General features: G+C 63.6%; 14 protein-coding genes. 13 read left to right on the forward strand and 1 reads right to left on the reverse strand.

The window, feature by feature from the left end:
• Nucleotides 1-231 precede the first annotated feature (231 nt).
• From ABH936_RS04690 to wecC, 13 genes are all read left to right on the forward strand, one after another.
• Nucleotides 232-1,647 (forward strand): polysaccharide biosynthesis tyrosine autokinase, encoded by a 1,416-nt coding sequence (locus tag ABH936_RS04690; RefSeq protein ID WP_404602721.1) that lies wholly within the window; start codon nt 232-234, stop codon nt 1,645-1,647.
• Between the two features lie 4 nt (nt 1,648-1,651).
• Nucleotides 1,652-3,568, forward strand: a complete 1,917-nt coding sequence (locus ABH936_RS04695; protein ID WP_404602722.1) for a polysaccharide biosynthesis protein — start codon at nt 1,652-1,654, stop codon at nt 3,566-3,568.
• Nucleotides 3,568-4,701, forward strand: coding sequence for an aminotransferase class I/II-fold pyridoxal phosphate-dependent enzyme (locus ABH936_RS04700; protein ID WP_404602723.1), 1,134 nt, complete (start codon nt 3,568-3,570; stop codon nt 4,699-4,701). Before ABH936_RS04695 ends, ABH936_RS04700 begins: the two co-directional genes overlap by 1 nt.
• Complete coding sequence (locus ABH936_RS04705) at nt 4,701-5,375, forward strand: sugar transferase (protein ID WP_404602724.1); 675 nt, start codon at nt 4,701-4,703, stop codon at nt 5,373-5,375. The genes ABH936_RS04700 and ABH936_RS04705 overlap by 1 nt, the downstream gene beginning before the upstream one ends.
• Complete coding sequence (locus ABH936_RS04710; protein ID WP_404602725.1) at nt 5,368-6,003, forward strand: acetyltransferase; 636 nt, start codon at nt 5,368-5,370, stop codon at nt 6,001-6,003. The genes ABH936_RS04705 and ABH936_RS04710 overlap by 8 nt, the downstream gene beginning before the upstream one ends.
• Nucleotides 6,004-6,098: 95 nt before the next feature.
• Complete coding sequence (locus tag ABH936_RS04715; protein ID WP_404602726.1) at nt 6,099-7,220, forward strand: glycosyltransferase family 4 protein; 1,122 nt, start codon at nt 6,099-6,101, stop codon at nt 7,218-7,220.
• A complete protein-coding gene (locus ABH936_RS04720; protein ID WP_404602727.1) occupies nt 7,217-8,242 on the forward strand; it encodes a polysaccharide biosynthesis protein in 1,026 nt (341 codons plus the stop codon). The genes ABH936_RS04715 and ABH936_RS04720 overlap by 4 nt, the downstream gene beginning before the upstream one ends.
• Nucleotides 8,239-9,339, forward strand: a complete 1,101-nt coding sequence (locus ABH936_RS04725; protein ID WP_404602728.1) for an NAD-dependent epimerase/dehydratase family protein — start codon at nt 8,239-8,241, stop codon at nt 9,337-9,339. Before ABH936_RS04720 ends, ABH936_RS04725 begins: the two co-directional genes overlap by 4 nt.
• Nucleotides 9,340-9,342: 3 nt before the next feature.
• The gene (wecB, locus tag ABH936_RS04730) at nt 9,343-10,473 is read left to right on the forward strand and encodes a non-hydrolyzing UDP-N-acetylglucosamine 2-epimerase (RefSeq protein ID WP_404602729.1); all 1,131 of its coding nucleotides are present in this window, start codon (nt 9,343-9,345) and stop codon (nt 10,471-10,473) included.
• A gap of 75 nt (nt 10,474-10,548) precedes the next feature.
• Nucleotides 10,549-11,697, forward strand: coding sequence for a hypothetical protein (locus ABH936_RS04735; RefSeq protein WP_404602730.1), 1,149 nt, complete (start codon nt 10,549-10,551; stop codon nt 11,695-11,697).
• Between the two features lie 388 nt (nt 11,698-12,085).
• Nucleotides 12,086-13,174, forward strand: a complete 1,089-nt coding sequence (locus ABH936_RS04740; protein WP_404602766.1) for an oligosaccharide repeat unit polymerase — start codon at nt 12,086-12,088, stop codon at nt 13,172-13,174.
• The gene (locus ABH936_RS04745) at nt 13,152-14,348 is read left to right on the forward strand and encodes a glycosyltransferase (protein ID WP_404602731.1); all 1,197 of its coding nucleotides are present in this window, start codon (nt 13,152-13,154) and stop codon (nt 14,346-14,348) included. Before ABH936_RS04740 ends, ABH936_RS04745 begins: the two co-directional genes overlap by 23 nt.
• Complete coding sequence (gene wecC, locus ABH936_RS04750; protein ID WP_404602732.1) at nt 14,345-15,577, forward strand: UDP-N-acetyl-D-mannosamine dehydrogenase; 1,233 nt, start codon at nt 14,345-14,347, stop codon at nt 15,575-15,577. Before ABH936_RS04745 ends, wecC begins: the two co-directional genes overlap by 4 nt.
• Here the strand turns inward: wecC and wecB (ABH936_RS04755) are convergent, their stop codons facing one another.
• On the reverse strand, nt 15,578-16,708 hold the full coding sequence (gene wecB / locus ABH936_RS04755) for a non-hydrolyzing UDP-N-acetylglucosamine 2-epimerase (protein WP_281711050.1): 1,131 nt from the start codon (nt 16,706-16,708) through the stop codon (nt 15,578-15,580).
• Between the last annotated feature and the right edge of the window lie 113 nt (nt 16,709-16,821).

Consider the following 16,821-nt stretch of genomic DNA (forward strand, 5'->3'; position numbering starts at 1 on the left):
CCCACCCGCTCGCCCGACATTGCCGAATGCTTGGCAGACGCTGCGAAAACCCTTGGAACCCCATGCAACTCGCGACGAGACACACTCGAGGGTGAGGTCGAATTCGCGTCATGACCACGTCAATGAATCAGGTCAGTTGTCCTAGATACAGACTTTGGTGTGGGTCACAGCCAGTCCGTAAGGTCTCAATGACACTCGCGCGCAGTGCGCGAACACAACAGGAGGCACTGGGTGGATCTTCAGTCGTACATGCGCGCCATCATGAAGCGCTGGCGCATCATTGCCGGCTGCGTGCTCATCGCACTCTCCCTCGCCGTGCTCCTCACTCTCTTCACGCACAAGACGTACAGCTCGTCGGTGCGCTTCTTCGTCTCGACCGCGGATGCGTCGAACAACTCGCAGCTGGCTCAGGGCAACACGTTCACGCAGGATCGCGTCAAGAGCTACACCCAGCTCATGAAGACGCCGAAGGTGCTCCAGCCCGTCGCAGACGAGGTCAAGATGCCCGGCGGCGCGGCGGCGATCGAACCCAAGGTGACGGCCAAGGCGGCGCCGGACACCGTCATCATCGACACGAGCGTCGTCGACACGAGCCCGAGGCGCGCGCACGCCATCGCGCAGGCGCTCGGCGAGCAGTTCCCCAAGGCCGTCGACGAGCTCGAGAGCGTCTCGGAGGACAAGCCGAGCCCCGTCAAGGTGACGCTCGTGCAGCAGGCGACGAAGAGCACGAAGGTCGGCCCGAGCTGGCCGACCAACCTCGTCCTCGCCGGTCTGCTCGGCCTGCTCGCCGGCACCGCGCTCGCGCTGCTGCGCGAGCGTCTCGACACGAAGCTGCGCACGAAGGACGACGTGCTCGAGGCCGCCGACGACGTCACCGTCCTCGGCGCCGTGCCGTTCGACAAGGACGCGAGCGCTCACCCGCTCATCGTCGCCGACGACCCGCACTCGACGCGTGCGGAGGCGTTCCGCTCGCTGCGCACCAACCTGCAGTTCATCGACGCGACGGAGCACCCGCGCCTCATCACCGTCACCTCGTCGCTGCCCGGTGAGGGCAAGACGACGACGACGGCGAACCTCGCTCTCGCGCTCGCCGAGTCGGGTGCGAGCGTCTGCCTCATCGAGGGTGACCTGCGTCGTCCGCGTCTGCTCAGCTACATGGGTCTCGAGGGTGGCGTCGGCCTCACCGACGTGCTCATCGGCCGTGTCGCCGTGCGTGATGTGGTGCAGCGCTTCGGTGAGCGTCGTCTCATGGTGCTCGGCTCCGGTGCGACACCGCCGAACCCGAGCGAGCTGCTCGGCAGTGAGCCGATGCGCGCGATGCTCGAGGATCTGCGCGGCCGTTTCGACTACGTCATCATCGACGCGCCGCCGCTGCTGCCCGTCACCGACGCCGCCGTCCTCTCGCGCGTCACGGACGGCACGCTGGTCATCGCGGGCGCCGGAATCGTCAAGCGCGACCAGTTCCTCGACGCGCTCGACCACCTCGACGCCGTCGACGCGAAGGTGCTCGGTGTCGTGCTCAACCGTGTCGAGCGGGGCCCGCGCGGCAACTACTACGACTACCGCTACGACTACTCCCCCTCCACCGCCGCCGACGACGACAAGGGACGCGCCCTGACGAGCCGTCGCTCGCGAAAGGGCAACTGAGGCGATGTCTGCGCCGGGGGGATCAACCCGACTGCCTCTGAGGGAACGTGATCGCGCCGTTCGTTACGGCTGGTTCGCGACCGACCTCGTGCTCGTCCTGTGCGCCGCCTATGCCGCGGCGTGGCTGCGCTTCGACCTCGACGTCTCCGATTCGGCATCCGTCGAGATCGCCATGTTCGCGTTGCTCGCGGTCGGGTTGTATACCGTCATCGGCCTCGCCGTCGGCCCGTACCGCATCGGGCACGTGCGAGGTTCGTTCGAGGAGACCGCCGACATCGCCCGCGCGACGGTGGCGATGGGGCTCGTGCTCGCGGTGCTGCGTCTGGCGTTCGGGGTGCCGCACGTGCCGCGCAGCATGCCGTTCACGGCGCCGATGTTCGCGCTGCTCGGCATGTTCACGCTGCGTTTCCTCGTGCGCTCGTGGCGCTGGGGCCGGCGCGTCTCGCGTGAGCAGGATGTGCAGGCCATCGTCTTCGGCGCCGGCCACAGCGGGCGTCAGCTCGTGCGCGGCTTGCACCGCGACACCTCGGAGGGCACGCGCTACGTGCCCGCCGCGCTGCTCGACGACGACCCGGGCAAGCGCCGCTTGAACGTCGACGGTCTGCGCGTCACCGGCACGCGTGAGGCCATTGCACGCGAGGCGGAGCGCACCAACGCGAGCGCGCTCATCATCGCGGCGTCCACGATGCAGGGCGAGGACGTGCGTGACGTCACCGAGCGCGCCCGTCAGGCCGGTCTCGACGTGCTGATCATGCCGCCGCTCAACGAGATGTTCCACTCCCCACGCGGCGCGGATCTGCGTCAGCTGAACCTCGAGGATCTGCTCGGGCGTCAGCGGATCGAGTTGGATCAGACGGCGATTCGTCAGTCGATCGCGGGCAAGCGCGTGCTCGTCACGGGTGCGGGCGGTTCGATCGGTTCGGAGCTGTGCCGTCAGCTCGACAAATACGGCCCGGCGAAGCTCGTGCTGCTCGATCGGGACGAATCGGCGATGCATGCGGCGCAGATGTCGATGACGGGGCGGGCGCTGCTCGACGACGGCACGCTCGCGCTGTGCGACATCCGTGACCCGCAGTCGCTCGCGACGGTGTTCGAGCGCGAGCAGCCGCAGGTCGTGTTCCACGCCGCGGCGCTCAAGCACCTGACGTTGCTCGAGCAGTTTCCGATCGAGGCGTGGAAGACGAACGTGCTCGGCACGCTCAACGTGCTTGAGGCTGCGCAGGCCGTCGGCGTCGAGACGTTCGTCAACGTCTCGACCGACAAGGCGGCGTGGCCGTCGTCGGTGCTCGGGTATTCGAAGCGTCTCGCGGAGCGCCTCACGGCATCGTTCGCGAGCGCCGGGAACGACACGTACGTCAGTGTGCGATTCGGCAACGTGCTCGGTTCGCGCGGGTCGGTCATCACGGCGTTCACGGCGCAGATCGAGCGCGGTGGGCCGGTGACGGTGACGCACCCGGACGTCGAGCGGTTCTTCATGCTCATCCCGGAGGCGTGTCAGCTCGTGCTCCAGGCGTCGGCGATCGGCACGGACGGTGAGGTCATGGTGCTCGCCATGGGCAAGCCGGTGAAGATCGTCGACGTGGCGCGCACGCTCATCGAGATGGCGGGCACGCACGACATCGAGATCCAGTACACGGGACTGCGCCCGGGCGAGAAGCTCTCGGAGCAGTTGTTCACGCCCGGTGAGGAGATCAAGACCTCCGAGCACCCGCTCGTCTCGCACGTCAACGTGCCGGCGATCGACCCGCAGCTCGTGCGCGCGCAGTACTTCGACACTGACGCCGACGCGCTCGCCTGGATGGTCGAGCACTCCGGCGGGCATCGCGATCACGACCCGAGCAAGGACATCGACATCACCGCGGAGGGGCCGATCCTCTCCCCCGATTCCGTCGCCGATCACCATGGTGGGGAGAACATCTGATGGCACGCATTCACCTGTCGAAGGCCACCGTCACCGAGCGCGAGGAGCAGCTCGTCGTCGAGGCGTTGCGCTCGGGGTGGGTCGCTCCCCTGGGCCCGATGGTCGACCGTTTCGAGGCGGAGATCGCCGAGCGCACCGGGGTCGCCGGCGCGTTGGCGCTCTCGTCGGGCACGGCTGCGCTGCACCTGGCGCTGCTGCACCACGGCGTCGGGGCCGGTGACGTCGTCGTCGTGTCGTCGATGACGTTTGCCGCCACGACGAACGCGATCGTCTACACGGGTGCGACGCCCGTGTTCGTCGATTCGCAGGCGAGTGACGCGAACGTCGATGTCGCCCTCATGATCGAGGCCGTCGACGCCTTGCGCGCGGAGGGTGAGAACGTCGCCGCAGTTGTCACGGTCGATCTGTACGGCCGTGCGGCCGACTACTCGACGCTCGTGCCTGCCCTCGCTGAGCGCGGCATTCCGCTCGTCGAGGATGCTGCGGAGGCGCTCGGTGCGAGTCTCGACGGTGCGGCGTGCGGGTCGTTCGGGTCGTGTGCGGCGATCTCGTTCAACGGCAACAAGATCATGACGACGTCCGGTGGCGGCATGCTGCTGAGCAACGACACCAAGTTGTTGGCTCGCGCGCGTTATCTGTCGACGCAGGCTCGCCAGCCCGCGCCGTGGTACGAGCACACCGAGGTGGGGTACAACTACCGCATGTCGAATCTGCTCGCGGCGCTCGGCATCGGCCAGCTCGAGCGGCTCGACGCGATGATCGCGCGCCGCCGGGAGATTCGCGACCTGTATGCCGACGCCTTCGCCGAACTCGACGGCGTGCGTCTGCTCGGCCGGAGCGAGGGTGACGACGACAGCCACGACAACTGCTGGCTCACGGGTGCCATCGTCGAGAGTCGCGAGCCCGGTTTCATCGACCACGTCGTCGAGGGCTTCAACGCCGCCGACATCGAGGCGCGTCACCTGTGGAAGCCGATGCACATGCAGCCGATGTACGCCTCGGCGCGCACGTTCGGTGGTGACGTCGCGGCCGGGTTGTTCCACTCGGGACTCAACCTGCCGTCGGGTGTCGACCTCAGCGACGACGACGTCGCGCGCGTCATCGCGAGGTTCCGTGAATTGGTGGCGCGCTGATGCGCCGTCAGGCCGTTCTCAAGCGGGCGATGGATCTGACGCTGACGGCGCCGGCGTTCGTCGTGTCGTTACCGGTGCAGGCCGGCATCGCCGTCGCGGTTCGTGCGAAGCTCGGCTCACCGGTGCTGTTTCGCCAGGAGCGCCCGGGGCGTGACGGCAAGCCGTTCACGATGATCAAGTTCCGCACGATGCTGCCGGTCGACGAGTCGCGCGGGTGGGTGACGGATGAGCAGCGGATGACGTCGTTCGGCGCGCTGCTGCGCTCGACGAGCCTCGATGAGTTGCCGACGTTGTGGAACATCGTCAAGGGCGACATGTCGCTCGTCGGCCCGCGGCCGCTGCTCATGGCGTACCTCGAGCGCTACTCCCCCGAGCAGGCCCGTCGGCACGAGGTGCGCCCTGGCCTGACCGGCCTTGCGCAGGTGAACGGCCGCAACGCGATCTCCTGGGAGGAGAAGTTCGCCTACGACGTGCGCTACGTCGACGAGCACGACTGGCGCATGGATCTCGACATCCTGCTCAAGACCCTCAAGGGTGTCATCCGACGTGAGGGCATCTCCGCCGACGGCGTCGTGACGATGCGCGAGTTCATGGGCGGTTCGGGCGGAGTGGACGATCCGAATATGAGTGAAACCGTGGCAGAGCAACATGGACTGGAGAGGCACAATGCGTGACATCGTCATCATCGGCTGCGGCGGTTTCGGCCGCGAGGTGCACGACATCATCGACGCGCTGAACGCGCAGGCCCCGAGGTATAACCTTCTCGGATACGCGGACGATTCCGCATCCGAGCAGAACACGGCCCTGGTTGAGCGTCGTGGTAGCCGTGTGCTGGGTAGCCTCGACGCCGTTCTGGCCCAGTACGACGCAGCCGAGTTCGCCATCGGAATCGGCAATCCGCAGGTTCGCAAGAAGCTCGATACTAAGCTCGTCGAGGCCGGGTGGCGGGCAGCGACACTTGTCCATCCGAGCGCGACCTTCGGCGGTGACGTTCGGATCGGTGAGGGATCCATCGTCTGCGCCGGCGTTCGCGTGACGACCGACGTGACTCTCGGACGTTCGGTGCATCTCAACCTCAATGCCACCGTCGGCCACGACGTCACCCTGCACGACTACGTGTCGGTCAACCCGCTCGTGGCCATCTCCGGGTGGGTCGAAGCGCACGAGGGCGTCATGTTCGGAACCCATTCGGCGATCTTGCAGAACCTCAGCGTGGGTGCCGGCTCCGTCGTCGGTGCCGGATCGTGCGTGGTCAAGAACGTGCCCGAGGGCGTCGTCGTCAAGGGAGTTCCCGCGAAGTGAGGGTCAATTTCGTCACCCAGTGGTACCCACCTGAGCCGGCAGGGCCTGCGTACGCGCCCGCGATTGGTCTGACGCAACGCGGCCATGAGGTCAATGTGCTCACCGGGTTCCCCAACTACCCCACGGGACGCATCTACGACGGTTATTCACTCAAGCCCTATTCCAGGGAGCGGGGTACCGACGGCATCACGGTTCACCGAGTTCCTATCTACCCGAGCCACGATGCTAACGCGGTCAAGCGAATGGGCAACTACCTGTCGTTCGCGACGAGTGCATCCGTGGCCGGACAGTTCCTCCCTCCGGCCGACGTGTGGCTGACCTACTCCTCCCCCGCCACGGCTGCGCTACCACGCATGCTTCAGCGCCCGGGACGGCGGGCGCCGCACTTCATGATCATTCAGGATCTGTGGCCTGACAGCGTCACTGAGAGCGGCTTCACGGGGGGCACGGCCGCGCGCGCCATCCACACCACGCTGGACGCGTTCTGCAAACTGTCGTACCGCGACGCATCGGGCATCGGCATCATCTCGCGGGGTATGCGCGACGTGCTCACCGAGCGAGGGGTGCCCGACGCCAAGATCTTCGACACCCCCAACTGGGTCGAGAACCGTCCCCTGCCGGAGAAACCGCGAACTCGCGCCGACCTCGGCCTACCAGCTTCGGGTCGCCTCTTTCTCTACGCCGGGAATCTCGGTGAACTGCAGGCACTCGACGACCTCGTGGATGCATTCTCAGGCGCCGCCGCGCACTTGGTCCTCATGGGCTCGGGGATCAAGCTCGGCGATTTGGAGCGCCGCCTCGCCTCGTCGCCGCAGTCGAACATCCACCTGCTGCCACCTGTCGCTGCCCATGAGGTGGCGGAGTACTACGAGCGGGCTGACGTGGTGATTGTCTCGCTCGTGGACACGCCGTTACTGCGGGTGACGATGCCGAGCAAGGTTCAGGCATCTCTGGCGGCGGGGCGGCCCATCCTCGCTCACGCGGCAGGTGATGCCGCCCAGGTCGTTCGGGAGGCAGATGCGGGCGTCGCCGTCACGCCGGGCGACGCTGCTGCGACGCGGGCGGCCATCAACCGGCTGGCTGCGCTCGATGATGCGGCTCTGGCGCGCTTGGGCGCGAACGGCCGTCGCTACTTCGACAGCAACTTCTCCGCGACCGCCGGGCTGGATCGTCTCGAGGCCGCCCTCCTCGCCATTTCGACGAAGGACAACACATGACTGACCTCACCGGCAAGACCATCGCCATCACCGGCGGCACGGGATCGTTCGGTTCGACGATGGTGCGCCACCTCCTCGCACAGGATGTCGCGCAGGTGCACGTCCTGTCCCGCGACGAGGCGAAGCAGGATGAGATGCGCAAGCGCTTCAACGATGCGCGGCTCAAGCTGTTTCTCGGCGACGTGCGTGACGCACACTCAGTCGAGGACGCGTTCGTCGGCGCCGACTACGTGTTCCACGCGGCCGCTCTCAAGCAGGTGCCGAGCTGTGAGTTCTTCCCCGACCAGGCGGTGCGCACCAACATCGACGGCAGCAACAACGTGCTGCGCGCCGCGAGCCGCGCCGGGGTCCGCTCCGTCGTGTGCCTGTCGACCGACAAGGCCGTCTACCCCGTCAACGCAATGGGCATGACGAAGGCCCTCATGGAGAAGAGCGCGCAGGCGTTCGCGCGCAACAACCCCGATTCCCCGTCGGTCGTGTCGACGACGCGTTACGGCAACGTCATGTACAGCCGCGGCTCGGTGATCCCCCTGTTCGTCAGGCAAATCATGGACGGCAAGCCGCTCACCCTCACCGAGCCGAGCATGACCCGTTTCCTCATGTCGCTCGACGACTCGGTCTCGCTCGTCCTGCACGCCTTCGAGAACGCCGAGCGCGGCGACCTGTTCGTCCGCAAGGCCCCCGGATGCACCGTGGAGACGCTCGCGCGGGCGACGGCCAAGGTGCTCGGCGTCGACGACCCGCAAATCAAGGTCATCGGTGCGCGCCACGGTGAGAAGATGCACGAGACGCTCCTGTCGAGCGAGGAGATGGTGAAGGCCACCGACCAGGGCGACTACTACCGCGTTCCGCTCGACGCGCGTTCGCTCGAGTACGAACTGTTCACGTCCGAGGGCGAGACCGAACTCAAGAACGCGACGGACTACACCTCCGCCAACACCGAGCAGCTCGACGTCGACGGTGCCGTCGACCTGCTCATGACCCTGCCCGAGATCCAGCAGATTGTTGAGGCCCGAGCATGAAGATCGTCATCACCGGAGCGCACGGCTTTCTCGGCTGGCACACGCGCGCACGGCTGCACACGCTGACCGACCATGACGTCGTCGCCATCGGCCGCGACGACTGGGACGAACTCCGGACGCAGGTCGCGGACGCCGACGCCGTCATGCATCTGGCCGGCATCAACCGTGCGGAGACGGACACTGCCGTCGAGGAGGGCAACGTCGATCTCGCACAGGACGTCGCTAACGCCGTGCGCGCAGCCGACAAGCCCGTACGCATCGTCTACTCGAGTTCCACGCAGGTCGGCAACGGCTCTCCCTACGGTCGAGGCAAGGAGCGCGCGGGCGAGATCCTCGCCGACGCCGCCACCGCGTACGTCGAGGTACGCCTGCCGAACATTTTCGGCGAGCATGCTCGCCCGTACTACAACACGTTCGTCGCGACGTTCATCGACAAGCTGCTCGAGGGCGAGACCCCGACGGTCAACGACAACCCCGTCGAGCTGCTGCACGTGCAGGATGCCGCGGCCTCGCTCATCGAGGCCCTGTCTTCGCGCGACCGCCTTATCCGCCCCCACGGCCACGACACGCGCGTGCCGGAGGTGCTGTCATTGCTCGAGCAGTTCCACGACGTCTACAGCCGCGGTGAGATCCCGAAGTTGCCGACGCGTTTCCACACGAACCTGTTCAACGCCTACCGGGCTGCGGCGTTCCCGAACAAGTACCCGTTCTCGCTCATGGTCAACGCCGACCAGCGCGGGGAGCTGATCGAGACGGTGCGCGCTCACGGCAGCGGCGGCCAATCGTTCGTGTCGTACACGAAGCCGGGCAAGACGCGCGGTGAGCACTACCACCTGAGCAAGATCGAGCGTTTCGTCGTCATCAGCGGGAAGGCGCGCATCTCGCTGCGCAAGGTGCTGACCGACGAGGTCGTCGACTTCGACGTCGACGGCACGAAGCCGGCCGTCATCGACATGCCGACGCTGTGGGTGCATAACATAACCAACACCGGGGATGAGGACGTCATCACGATGTTCTGGGCCGACCAGCTGTTCAACCCGGCTGCTCCCGACACGTACTGGGAACCGGTGCGCCCCGCCGAGAGCAAGGAGGCCTGAACGATGAAGGTCATGACCATCGTCGGCACGCGCCCGGAGATCATCCGGCTCGCGCGCGTGATGAACCGGCTGGACAACACGCCGGGCGTCGAGCACGTCATCGTGCACACAGGGCAGAACTACGACTACGAGCTGAACGGGGTCTTCTTCGACGACCTCGGCGTGCGCAAGCCCGATCACTTCCTCGCCGTCGACACCTCCAGCCTCGGCGCGGTCCTGGGCGGCACGCTGATGAAGAGCGAAGAGGTCATGCGCCAGGAGAGCCCCGACGCCGTCCTCGTGCTCGGCGACACGAATTCGTGCATCGCCGCCGTCATGGCCAAGCGCCTGCGGATCCCGACGTATCACATGGAGGCCGGCAACCGTTGCTTCGACGAGAACGTGCCGGAGGAGACGAACCGACGCCTCGTCGATCACGTCGCCGACTTCAACCTCGTCTACACCGAGCACGCGCGCCGCAACCTGCTCGCCGAGGGCCTGCACCCGCGCCGCATCATCAAGACGGGCTCCCCCATCCGTGAGGTCGTCGAGGCATACACCGAGCAGATCAAGGCCTCCGACATACTCGCTCAGCGTGGGCTCGAGGAGGGCAAGTACTTCCTCGTCAGCGCGCACCGCGAGGAGAACGTCGACAATCCTGAGCGGCTGCGCGCCCTGCTCGACGGGTTGATCGCCGTCCACGACGCCTTCCACATGCCCGTGTTCGTCTCGACACACCCGCGGACGCGCAAGCGTCTCGAAGCGCTACCGGGGTGGAGGGAACCGGAGGGCATCACGTTCAGCGAGCCGCTCGGCTTTCACGACTACAACAAGCTCCAGCTCAGCGCCGCGTGCGTGCTGTCGGATTCGGGCACGATCGCCGAGGAAAGCTCGCTCATGGGCTTCCCCGCCGTCACGCTGCGCGACTCGATCGAACGTCCCGAAGCGCTCGACACGGGCGCCATCATCATGACCGGCCTGCACGCCGACGACATGGTGACGGCCGTGCGCGTCGCCATGGAATTAGGCTACGAGCGCGACGGCGTGAGCGACATCACCCCGGAGGACTACCTCATCGACAACTGCAGCCAGCGAGTGGTGAACTTCATCCTGTCCACCGCTCATCGGCACCGTCAGTGGGCAGGAATCCGATAGAAAATGGCCCGAAGAGCCCTTCTGCCTGCTGTGCGCGCAGGCTCCATATACGGAGCATCTGTCGGAACGCTCTTCGTGGCAGAATTAATTTTTTCGCGCCGCGCAGGGATGAGCGGCTTCGGCGAATACCAGCTTGTTCGACAGGCAATTCCACTGATTTTGCTGATCTCTCTAATTGGAGTGGATCAGTCACTTATCCGCGTATCCATCGAGAGCGGGTCTACCAGCAGATTTGTTCCCCACACAAAGGCCGCTGCTATCCTGGGCCTAGCGTGGGGGGCCATTGCCGGGTTTGCTCTCCACAAGTTCTTTCGGACCGACCCGCTGACCACCGCGACCGTCACCTTCGCCCCAGCACTCGTCGCTGTCTCTGAGTTGGGGGCAGCTGTCCTAAGAGTCAATCGCAAGTACGCCGCATCGGCAGTCCTGCAACAGGGATATCGCTTGTGCGCCGCGCTGATCTTGCTGGGCAGCATGGCACTGCCGAATGCTACCTCAAGCAGCGACGGAGTCATCGCCCTAGCCATAGGCTCATCGATAGCGTGTGCCTGCGGCTGCTTAGCGCTTATAAAAAACTCCCACACCCATAGTTCTCTGAGTCGACACGTGTACACGATGGGACTTGGTTTTGCGGTATCAGGCCTCCCCTTCGCCGCAATTGACTGGCTGGACCAGGCACTCCTCTCCTGGAAATTTAACAACCTAGCGGCAGGCGGGCAGTATGCGACATCCAAACTGTGCATTGTCTACCCCGCGATCACCCTGGCATCAGTGCTGGGGTTTACTGCCTTGCCCGAAGCTGTGCGCTTAAGCAAGACGATGTCTAGCCACGCCCTCAAGAAAACGAATATCTTGTCCCTGCTGGCGCTCATACCACTGACACTGATTTTTTACATCGTTTTCCTCATGTCAGATCGCTTTCTTTTCGATACCCAAGCATCACCCACCGCGGCGCTACTACTGGCCGCAACAGGTTCGATTAGAGTTGCGTATGTTGTGCCCAGTGCATTGCTCGGGTCAATCTCATCCAGTCGAAGGTTAATGCGGACATCCACTCTGTCGTTAGGTTCCATTGCAATTCTCGCCGCGAGCATTCTGCTATTACCCATCGAAGACTCCGTGATGCTTGGCGCAGCATCCCTACTGTTCGCCACTTTCTTTAGGTACTTAGTAGCCCTTGTTTCAACACACCGCGCCATCGGGGAGGTGCAGACGCGTGAGTAACACTCGCAAACGCAGATCCACAAGCGGTGGGGAGCAGAGAAGAACCCTTCACCGAACCGGCCCTTCCCCAACGGCAGCGCTACAACTTCTCGGCTTGACAGTCGTTACCATCGGCCTAATGGCCTTGGGGCCGAAAGATGCGGCAATCGATACCGGCGGTTACGCCTGGTTAGGCTGTCTGGCAATAGCTCCGGCTGCCACGTGGGCTCTAGTCGCTATCGCGCGCGGATACCTATACGAATTTCTCTTGAGCCCGGCCGGCCTTGCCTTAGCCTACCTGTGGGCGTCGGTGATCATCGTCCCAATCGCCTGGAGGGCAGGCCTCGCGACTCCTTGGGATGACTTGGCGTCCCCCCAACGACGCGTCATAGTATGGGCATGTCTGCAAATGGTCTTTCTTACTGCAGGGACGGCTTTTGCCGTTAGGCAATTCAAACCGAGACGGATCCGTCTGACGATCACCAATGAACGACGCTTTGTACGCGTCCTTTACATCAGTGCCGCTTTTGGCATTGTGAGCATCCTGTGGCTGCTTCAGGCGGCCGGTGGTCTAACGAGCCTTCTGAGCGGGTTGAGCACGCGCAGAGACATGCTTAGCGGTCTCGGGTTTATTGGCGCTCTAGCGGCCATACCCGCGGCAGCTTCATTGCTCTTACTACTAGCCCGGCCCAAAGGCCCCGCGCAACGCATCCTTGTCGTCGCCCTGTCCGCAGAATATTTCGGTTACCTGTTTATCAGCGGAGCCCGATTTCCCCTAATATCCTATGCTATAGCTCTACTTCTCGCCGTGGCCCACAGAAGACGAGTGCCCCCAGGTGCTTTCGTGGTACTTTTGCTTGCGGCGGTCCCCTTCTCCACGTGGTACGCCATATCCGTTCGGAAGACTAGCCGCTCGGTGGCGTCTCAGGGTAGCGAGACATCGACAATCTTCTCTACACTACATTCGTCGTTAGAGCCGTTCATTAACGGTGGCGTGGACACCCTGAGAACACTGAGCGCCCCGATAGCAGCGGCCCCTGGGGATTGGCACTTCAACATATCGAATTTTTTTGGCGGACTCTTTACACTTGTGCCTAGAGTCGTGTGGCCTAACAAACCCAATGGCGTCTCAATTGCATTCTCGCAACAGTACTTCAGTGACCGATGGGAACAGGGAACGGGCGTACCGCCATCCATTCTTGCCGAATCCATATTCTTCTTCGGAGCAATCGGCGGCCTCCTCTACCTCCTACTCGTCGGAATCCTGCTTGGCTGGTGCTCTGTCCGCGCGTGGCGCACGACATCTCCTTTCATGCGGATAATGTTTATTTTCACCACATCGGATGCCATTGTGTGGGTAAAATCAGGCAGCGACTCATTCTTCCGAAGCTTAACTCTTCATGGCGTCGGCTTGCTAGTTCTCTATTTTATGACACGGCGGATAGAAATTGTCTCGAGTTTGCGAAAGGATACAAATGACGAAGCTTCTGGCCATTGACTTGGCGCCATATGAACACTCAACCCGTACCCGCAAGATCGCCCAACTAACTGCCGAAGCCGGAGTCGAAACTATTGCAATCACTCTCTCGCGGGTTGGTCGATCCGGAATGATAGGGTCGTCACGTGATGAGCACATCGACTCAGTCTTGAGTCTGAAAATCAAGACCCGAAAGCCCCGAGAAGGCGCATCCTTAGCGGCGCAGATTGTCAACTTGGTTGGCACATATGCATGGCCCGTGGGGACTCTTCTTCGCAAGACCCTCGCGACACCCGCAGATACGGTACTCGTCGGCCATATTTCTCTAGGTTTTATCGGCCTACTTCATCATAGGCGCTATGGTAGCCAGGTCCTTCTAAATGGGCGGGAACGTCCTGGGGGCGTACGTACTACTGGTTCTTTGGCCTCCCTGTTTTCCCGCATCGAACCCTTAGTTGTACGTCGCCTGGCGGCTTCGAGATGGATTCGGGTGGTAGCTGTCTGCGAAAGCCATGCTACCGATTTTCGCAGCCTGGGCGCGCGGACTTTTGTAGCTCGAAACGCGCCTCCGGCCTCATTCCGTCGCCCGTTTGCGCCTCCCCCCTCGTCGAATGATCACCTAATCGTAGGATGCTTAGGCACCTTGTACCCTGGTCGTGGCGTCGAAACCTTGATCGAGGCCGTGGGGATGGCTCGAGACAGCGGCATTAATGTTCAGCTCGAGATAGCCGGCCGCGCTAGCGCAGAGTTTATGTCACAGTTAGAGGATGTCGCGCTGTCAACGGGTCATCTCGACGCGATCACGTTTCACGGACCATGGCCTTCGGACGAGGTGCCGTCCTTTTACCAAATGGTTCATGTGGGCACGGCGCTCTACGAAAATGTAGATGCCGCGAACGATTCTTTGTCGAATAAGATCTTTGAATGCGTGGTTAGTGGTCGACCAGTTATTGCGAGTGACCTATCGGAAAACCGCCGCTTTGTTCAGGAGAACGAGGTGGGTTGGCTGACCGATGTCGCCGCGGGTGATTTGGCTGATTTACTGCGCGCCATCTATGAAATGCGGTCAAACCTTTCCACCCTTTCCAGAAGGGTGTTCGAACGGTCAGCCACAATGACCTGGGAGAACGAATGCCGCGAAACCATTGCCTGGATAGTACAGAGCAAGATCGAGAACAGGGATGCGAAGCTATGAAGATTTCTGTCATTGGCCTTGGCTACATCGGTTTGCCCACGAGTGCCGCTTTGGCCTCTCGGGGCACCCGAGTGCTCGGCGTCGACCTCAATACTCACTTCGTCGACGAGATCAACGCGGGCCGCGTGCCGATCGTCGAGCCAGATCTCGACGCCGCCGTCGAGAAGGCCGTGGCGGACGGAATGCTCACCGCCTCCACCCAGGTCGAGGCGGCCGACGCGTTCCTTATCGCCGTGCCCACCCCTTTCAAGGGTGAGCACGAACCCGACCTGTCGTACATCGAGTCGGCGGTTTCCTCCATCGCACCCGTGCTCCAGCCCGGCAACATCGTGATCCTCGAGTCCACGAGCCCGGCCGGCACGACCCGGAAGATCGCTGAGTGGCTCGCGCAGGCGCGCCCGGACCTCACGTTCCCTCACGACCATGAGTCGCCGGACGTGTTCGTCGCGCACTGCCCCGAGCGCGTCCTGCCCGGCCGCATCATGATCGAGATGGTCAGCAACGACCGCGTTGTCGGTGGTATCTCGCCTCAATGCGCCGAGAAGGCCGCCGAGATCTACCGGATCTTTTGCGAGGGAGAGATCCTCTTGACAGACGCGACCTCTGCGGAGATGGCCAAGCTCACCGAGAACGCCTTCCGCGACGTCAACATTGCCTTCGCCAATGAGTTGGCGGAGATCTCCCGCCACATCGGAGTCGATGTGTGGGAGGTCATCCGCCTCGCGAACCGCCACCCTCGTGTGAACATCCTCAACCCCGGCCCTGGCGTGGGCGGCCACTGCATCGCAGTCGACCCGTGGTTCATCGTGGATGCTGCACCTGACCAGGCGAACCTCATTCGCACTGCCCGCGAGACGAACGACGCACGCCCGGACACCGTGGTCGCCGACGTGGCGCGCATCGCGCCCTCCGGTGCCGTCATCGCGTGCCTTGGGCTCGCGTTCAAGGCGAACATCGACGACCTGCGCGAAAGCCCGGCTGTCACCGTGGTCTCGCGGCTGAGCAAGGCAGACCCGACGTGGCAGCTTCTTGCCGTGGAGCCCCATGTCGAGCACCTGCCTGCGGCCCTCGAAACGTTGGAAAACGTCCGACTCGAGGGCCTCGATGTTGCCCTAGCGTCAGCAGACGCCGTTGTGCTGCTTGTCGATCACGACCGGTTCAAGGCCATCAGCAACAGCGAGATCCGCCAGATCCCCCATGTCGACACACGGGGAATCTGGCGAGAGTAATCAGGGAGTGAACTCGGCTACCCTCCGACCCACCCCGAGAAGCTCCGCCATGGCGGCCACGCAGCGTTCCGCTGCGTGGCCGTCGCCGTAGGGGTTCACGGCCGTAGCCATCGCATCGTAGGCGACGGTGTTGTCAAGGAGCAGCTGGACCTCGGTATGGATCCGTGCACGGTCGGTGCCCACCAAACGCACAGTCCCGGCCTCCACAGCCTCGGGGCGTTCCGTCGTGTCACGCATGACGAGAACGGGCTTGCCCAGAGACGGAGCTTCCTCCTGCACCCCGCCGGAATCGGTGAGCACGATGTCGGCTGCCGCGAGCACGTGCGCGAACTCGTGGTAGCTCAGCGGCTCGGTGAGAACCACGTTCTTGGCCGCCGAGAGGATGGGTTCGATCGCCGTTCGCACGACCGGATTCTTGTGCATAGGGAGAAGCACGAGCAGATCTGTGTTCCGGGTTGCCAGGTCCGCGACGGCAGACATTGCGGCAGTCATCCGGTTCCCCCATGACTCGCGGCGGTGCGCGGTCACGAGCAAGATCCGTCGCCCGCTGTTCAACGCGTCCGCCACCTGCGGATCGGTGAAGTCTGTTTCGATGCCGGTCGTGGTCTTGAGCGCGTCGATGACCGTGTTACCCGTCACCACGATGTCCTCTGCAGCGATCCCCTCACGCTGGAGGTTGGCGCGAGAAGTAGATGTCGGAGCCAAGTGCAGCGACGCGATTGGAGCGACCAGCCGACGATTCGCTTCCTCGGGGAATGGAGAACTCATGTTTCCGGTACGCAACCCGGCTTCCAGGTGTACCACGGGAACACGATGATAGAACGCCGCGAGGGCCCCCGCGAGCGCACTTGTCGTGTCGCCCTGCACGACCACGGCGTCCGGCTTCTCCTCGGCGATGCACTCGGCGACCGCCTCGAGGGTACGTGAGGTGATTTGTTCGAGACTCGCGCCGTGCGCCATGAGGTTCATGTCCACGTTGGGCCTGATCCCGAAGAGACTGTTGACCTGGTCCAGCATTTCGCGATGTTGCCCAGTTACCGCGACAATCGGATCAAACCGCTGATCCTCGCGAAGGGCCAGAACCAATGGGGCCATCTTGATCGCTTCGGGTCTTGTGCCATAGACGGTCATGATCTTGTGAGTCACGTATTTCTCCTCTGTGCGGGGCCCGCCAGGTCGTACTTCGTGAGAAGCGTACCTGCGCAGCCCCCAGCGCCCTTACCCGGGACAGAATTGGGCCTCAG

This window comes from Dermacoccus sp. GAS27A (assembly GCF_044909235.1).
GTDB lineage: Bacteria > Actinomycetota > Actinomycetes > Actinomycetales > Dermatophilaceae > Dermacoccus > Dermacoccus nishinomiyaensis.

Excerpts from the sequence above, each read along its gene's own strand:
- ABH936_RS04695 (WP_404602722.1), top strand. The coding sequence starts at position 1,652 with ATGTCTGCGCCGGGGGGATCAACCCGACTGCCTCTGAGGGAACGTGAT.
- ABH936_RS04700 (WP_404602723.1), top strand. The coding sequence starts at position 3,568 with ATGGCACGCATTCACCTGTCGAAGGCCACCGTCACCGAGCGCGAGGAG.
- ABH936_RS04705 (WP_404602724.1), top strand. The coding sequence starts at position 4,701 with ATGCGCCGTCAGGCCGTTCTCAAGCGGGCGATGGATCTGACGCTGACG.
- ABH936_RS04710 (WP_404602725.1), top strand. The coding sequence starts at position 5,368 with ATGCGTGACATCGTCATCATCGGCTGCGGCGGTTTCGGCCGCGAGGTG.
- ABH936_RS04720 (WP_404602727.1), top strand. The coding sequence starts at position 7,217 with ATGACTGACCTCACCGGCAAGACCATCGCCATCACCGGCGGCACGGGA.
- ABH936_RS04725 (WP_404602728.1), top strand. The coding sequence starts at position 8,239 with ATGAAGATCGTCATCACCGGAGCGCACGGCTTTCTCGGCTGGCACACG.
- wecB (WP_404602729.1), top strand. The coding sequence starts at position 9,343 with ATGAAGGTCATGACCATCGTCGGCACGCGCCCGGAGATCATCCGGCTC.
- ABH936_RS04740 (WP_404602766.1), top strand. The coding sequence starts at position 12,086 with ATGGTCTTTCTTACTGCAGGGACGGCTTTTGCCGTTAGGCAATTCAAA.
- ABH936_RS04745 (WP_404602731.1), top strand. The coding sequence starts at position 13,152 with ATGACGAAGCTTCTGGCCATTGACTTGGCGCCATATGAACACTCAACC.
- wecC (WP_404602732.1), top strand. The coding sequence starts at position 14,345 with ATGAAGATTTCTGTCATTGGCCTTGGCTACATCGGTTTGCCCACGAGT.
- wecB (WP_281711050.1), bottom strand. The coding sequence starts at position 16,708 with ATGACCGTCTATGGCACAAGACCCGAAGCGATCAAGATGGCCCCATTG.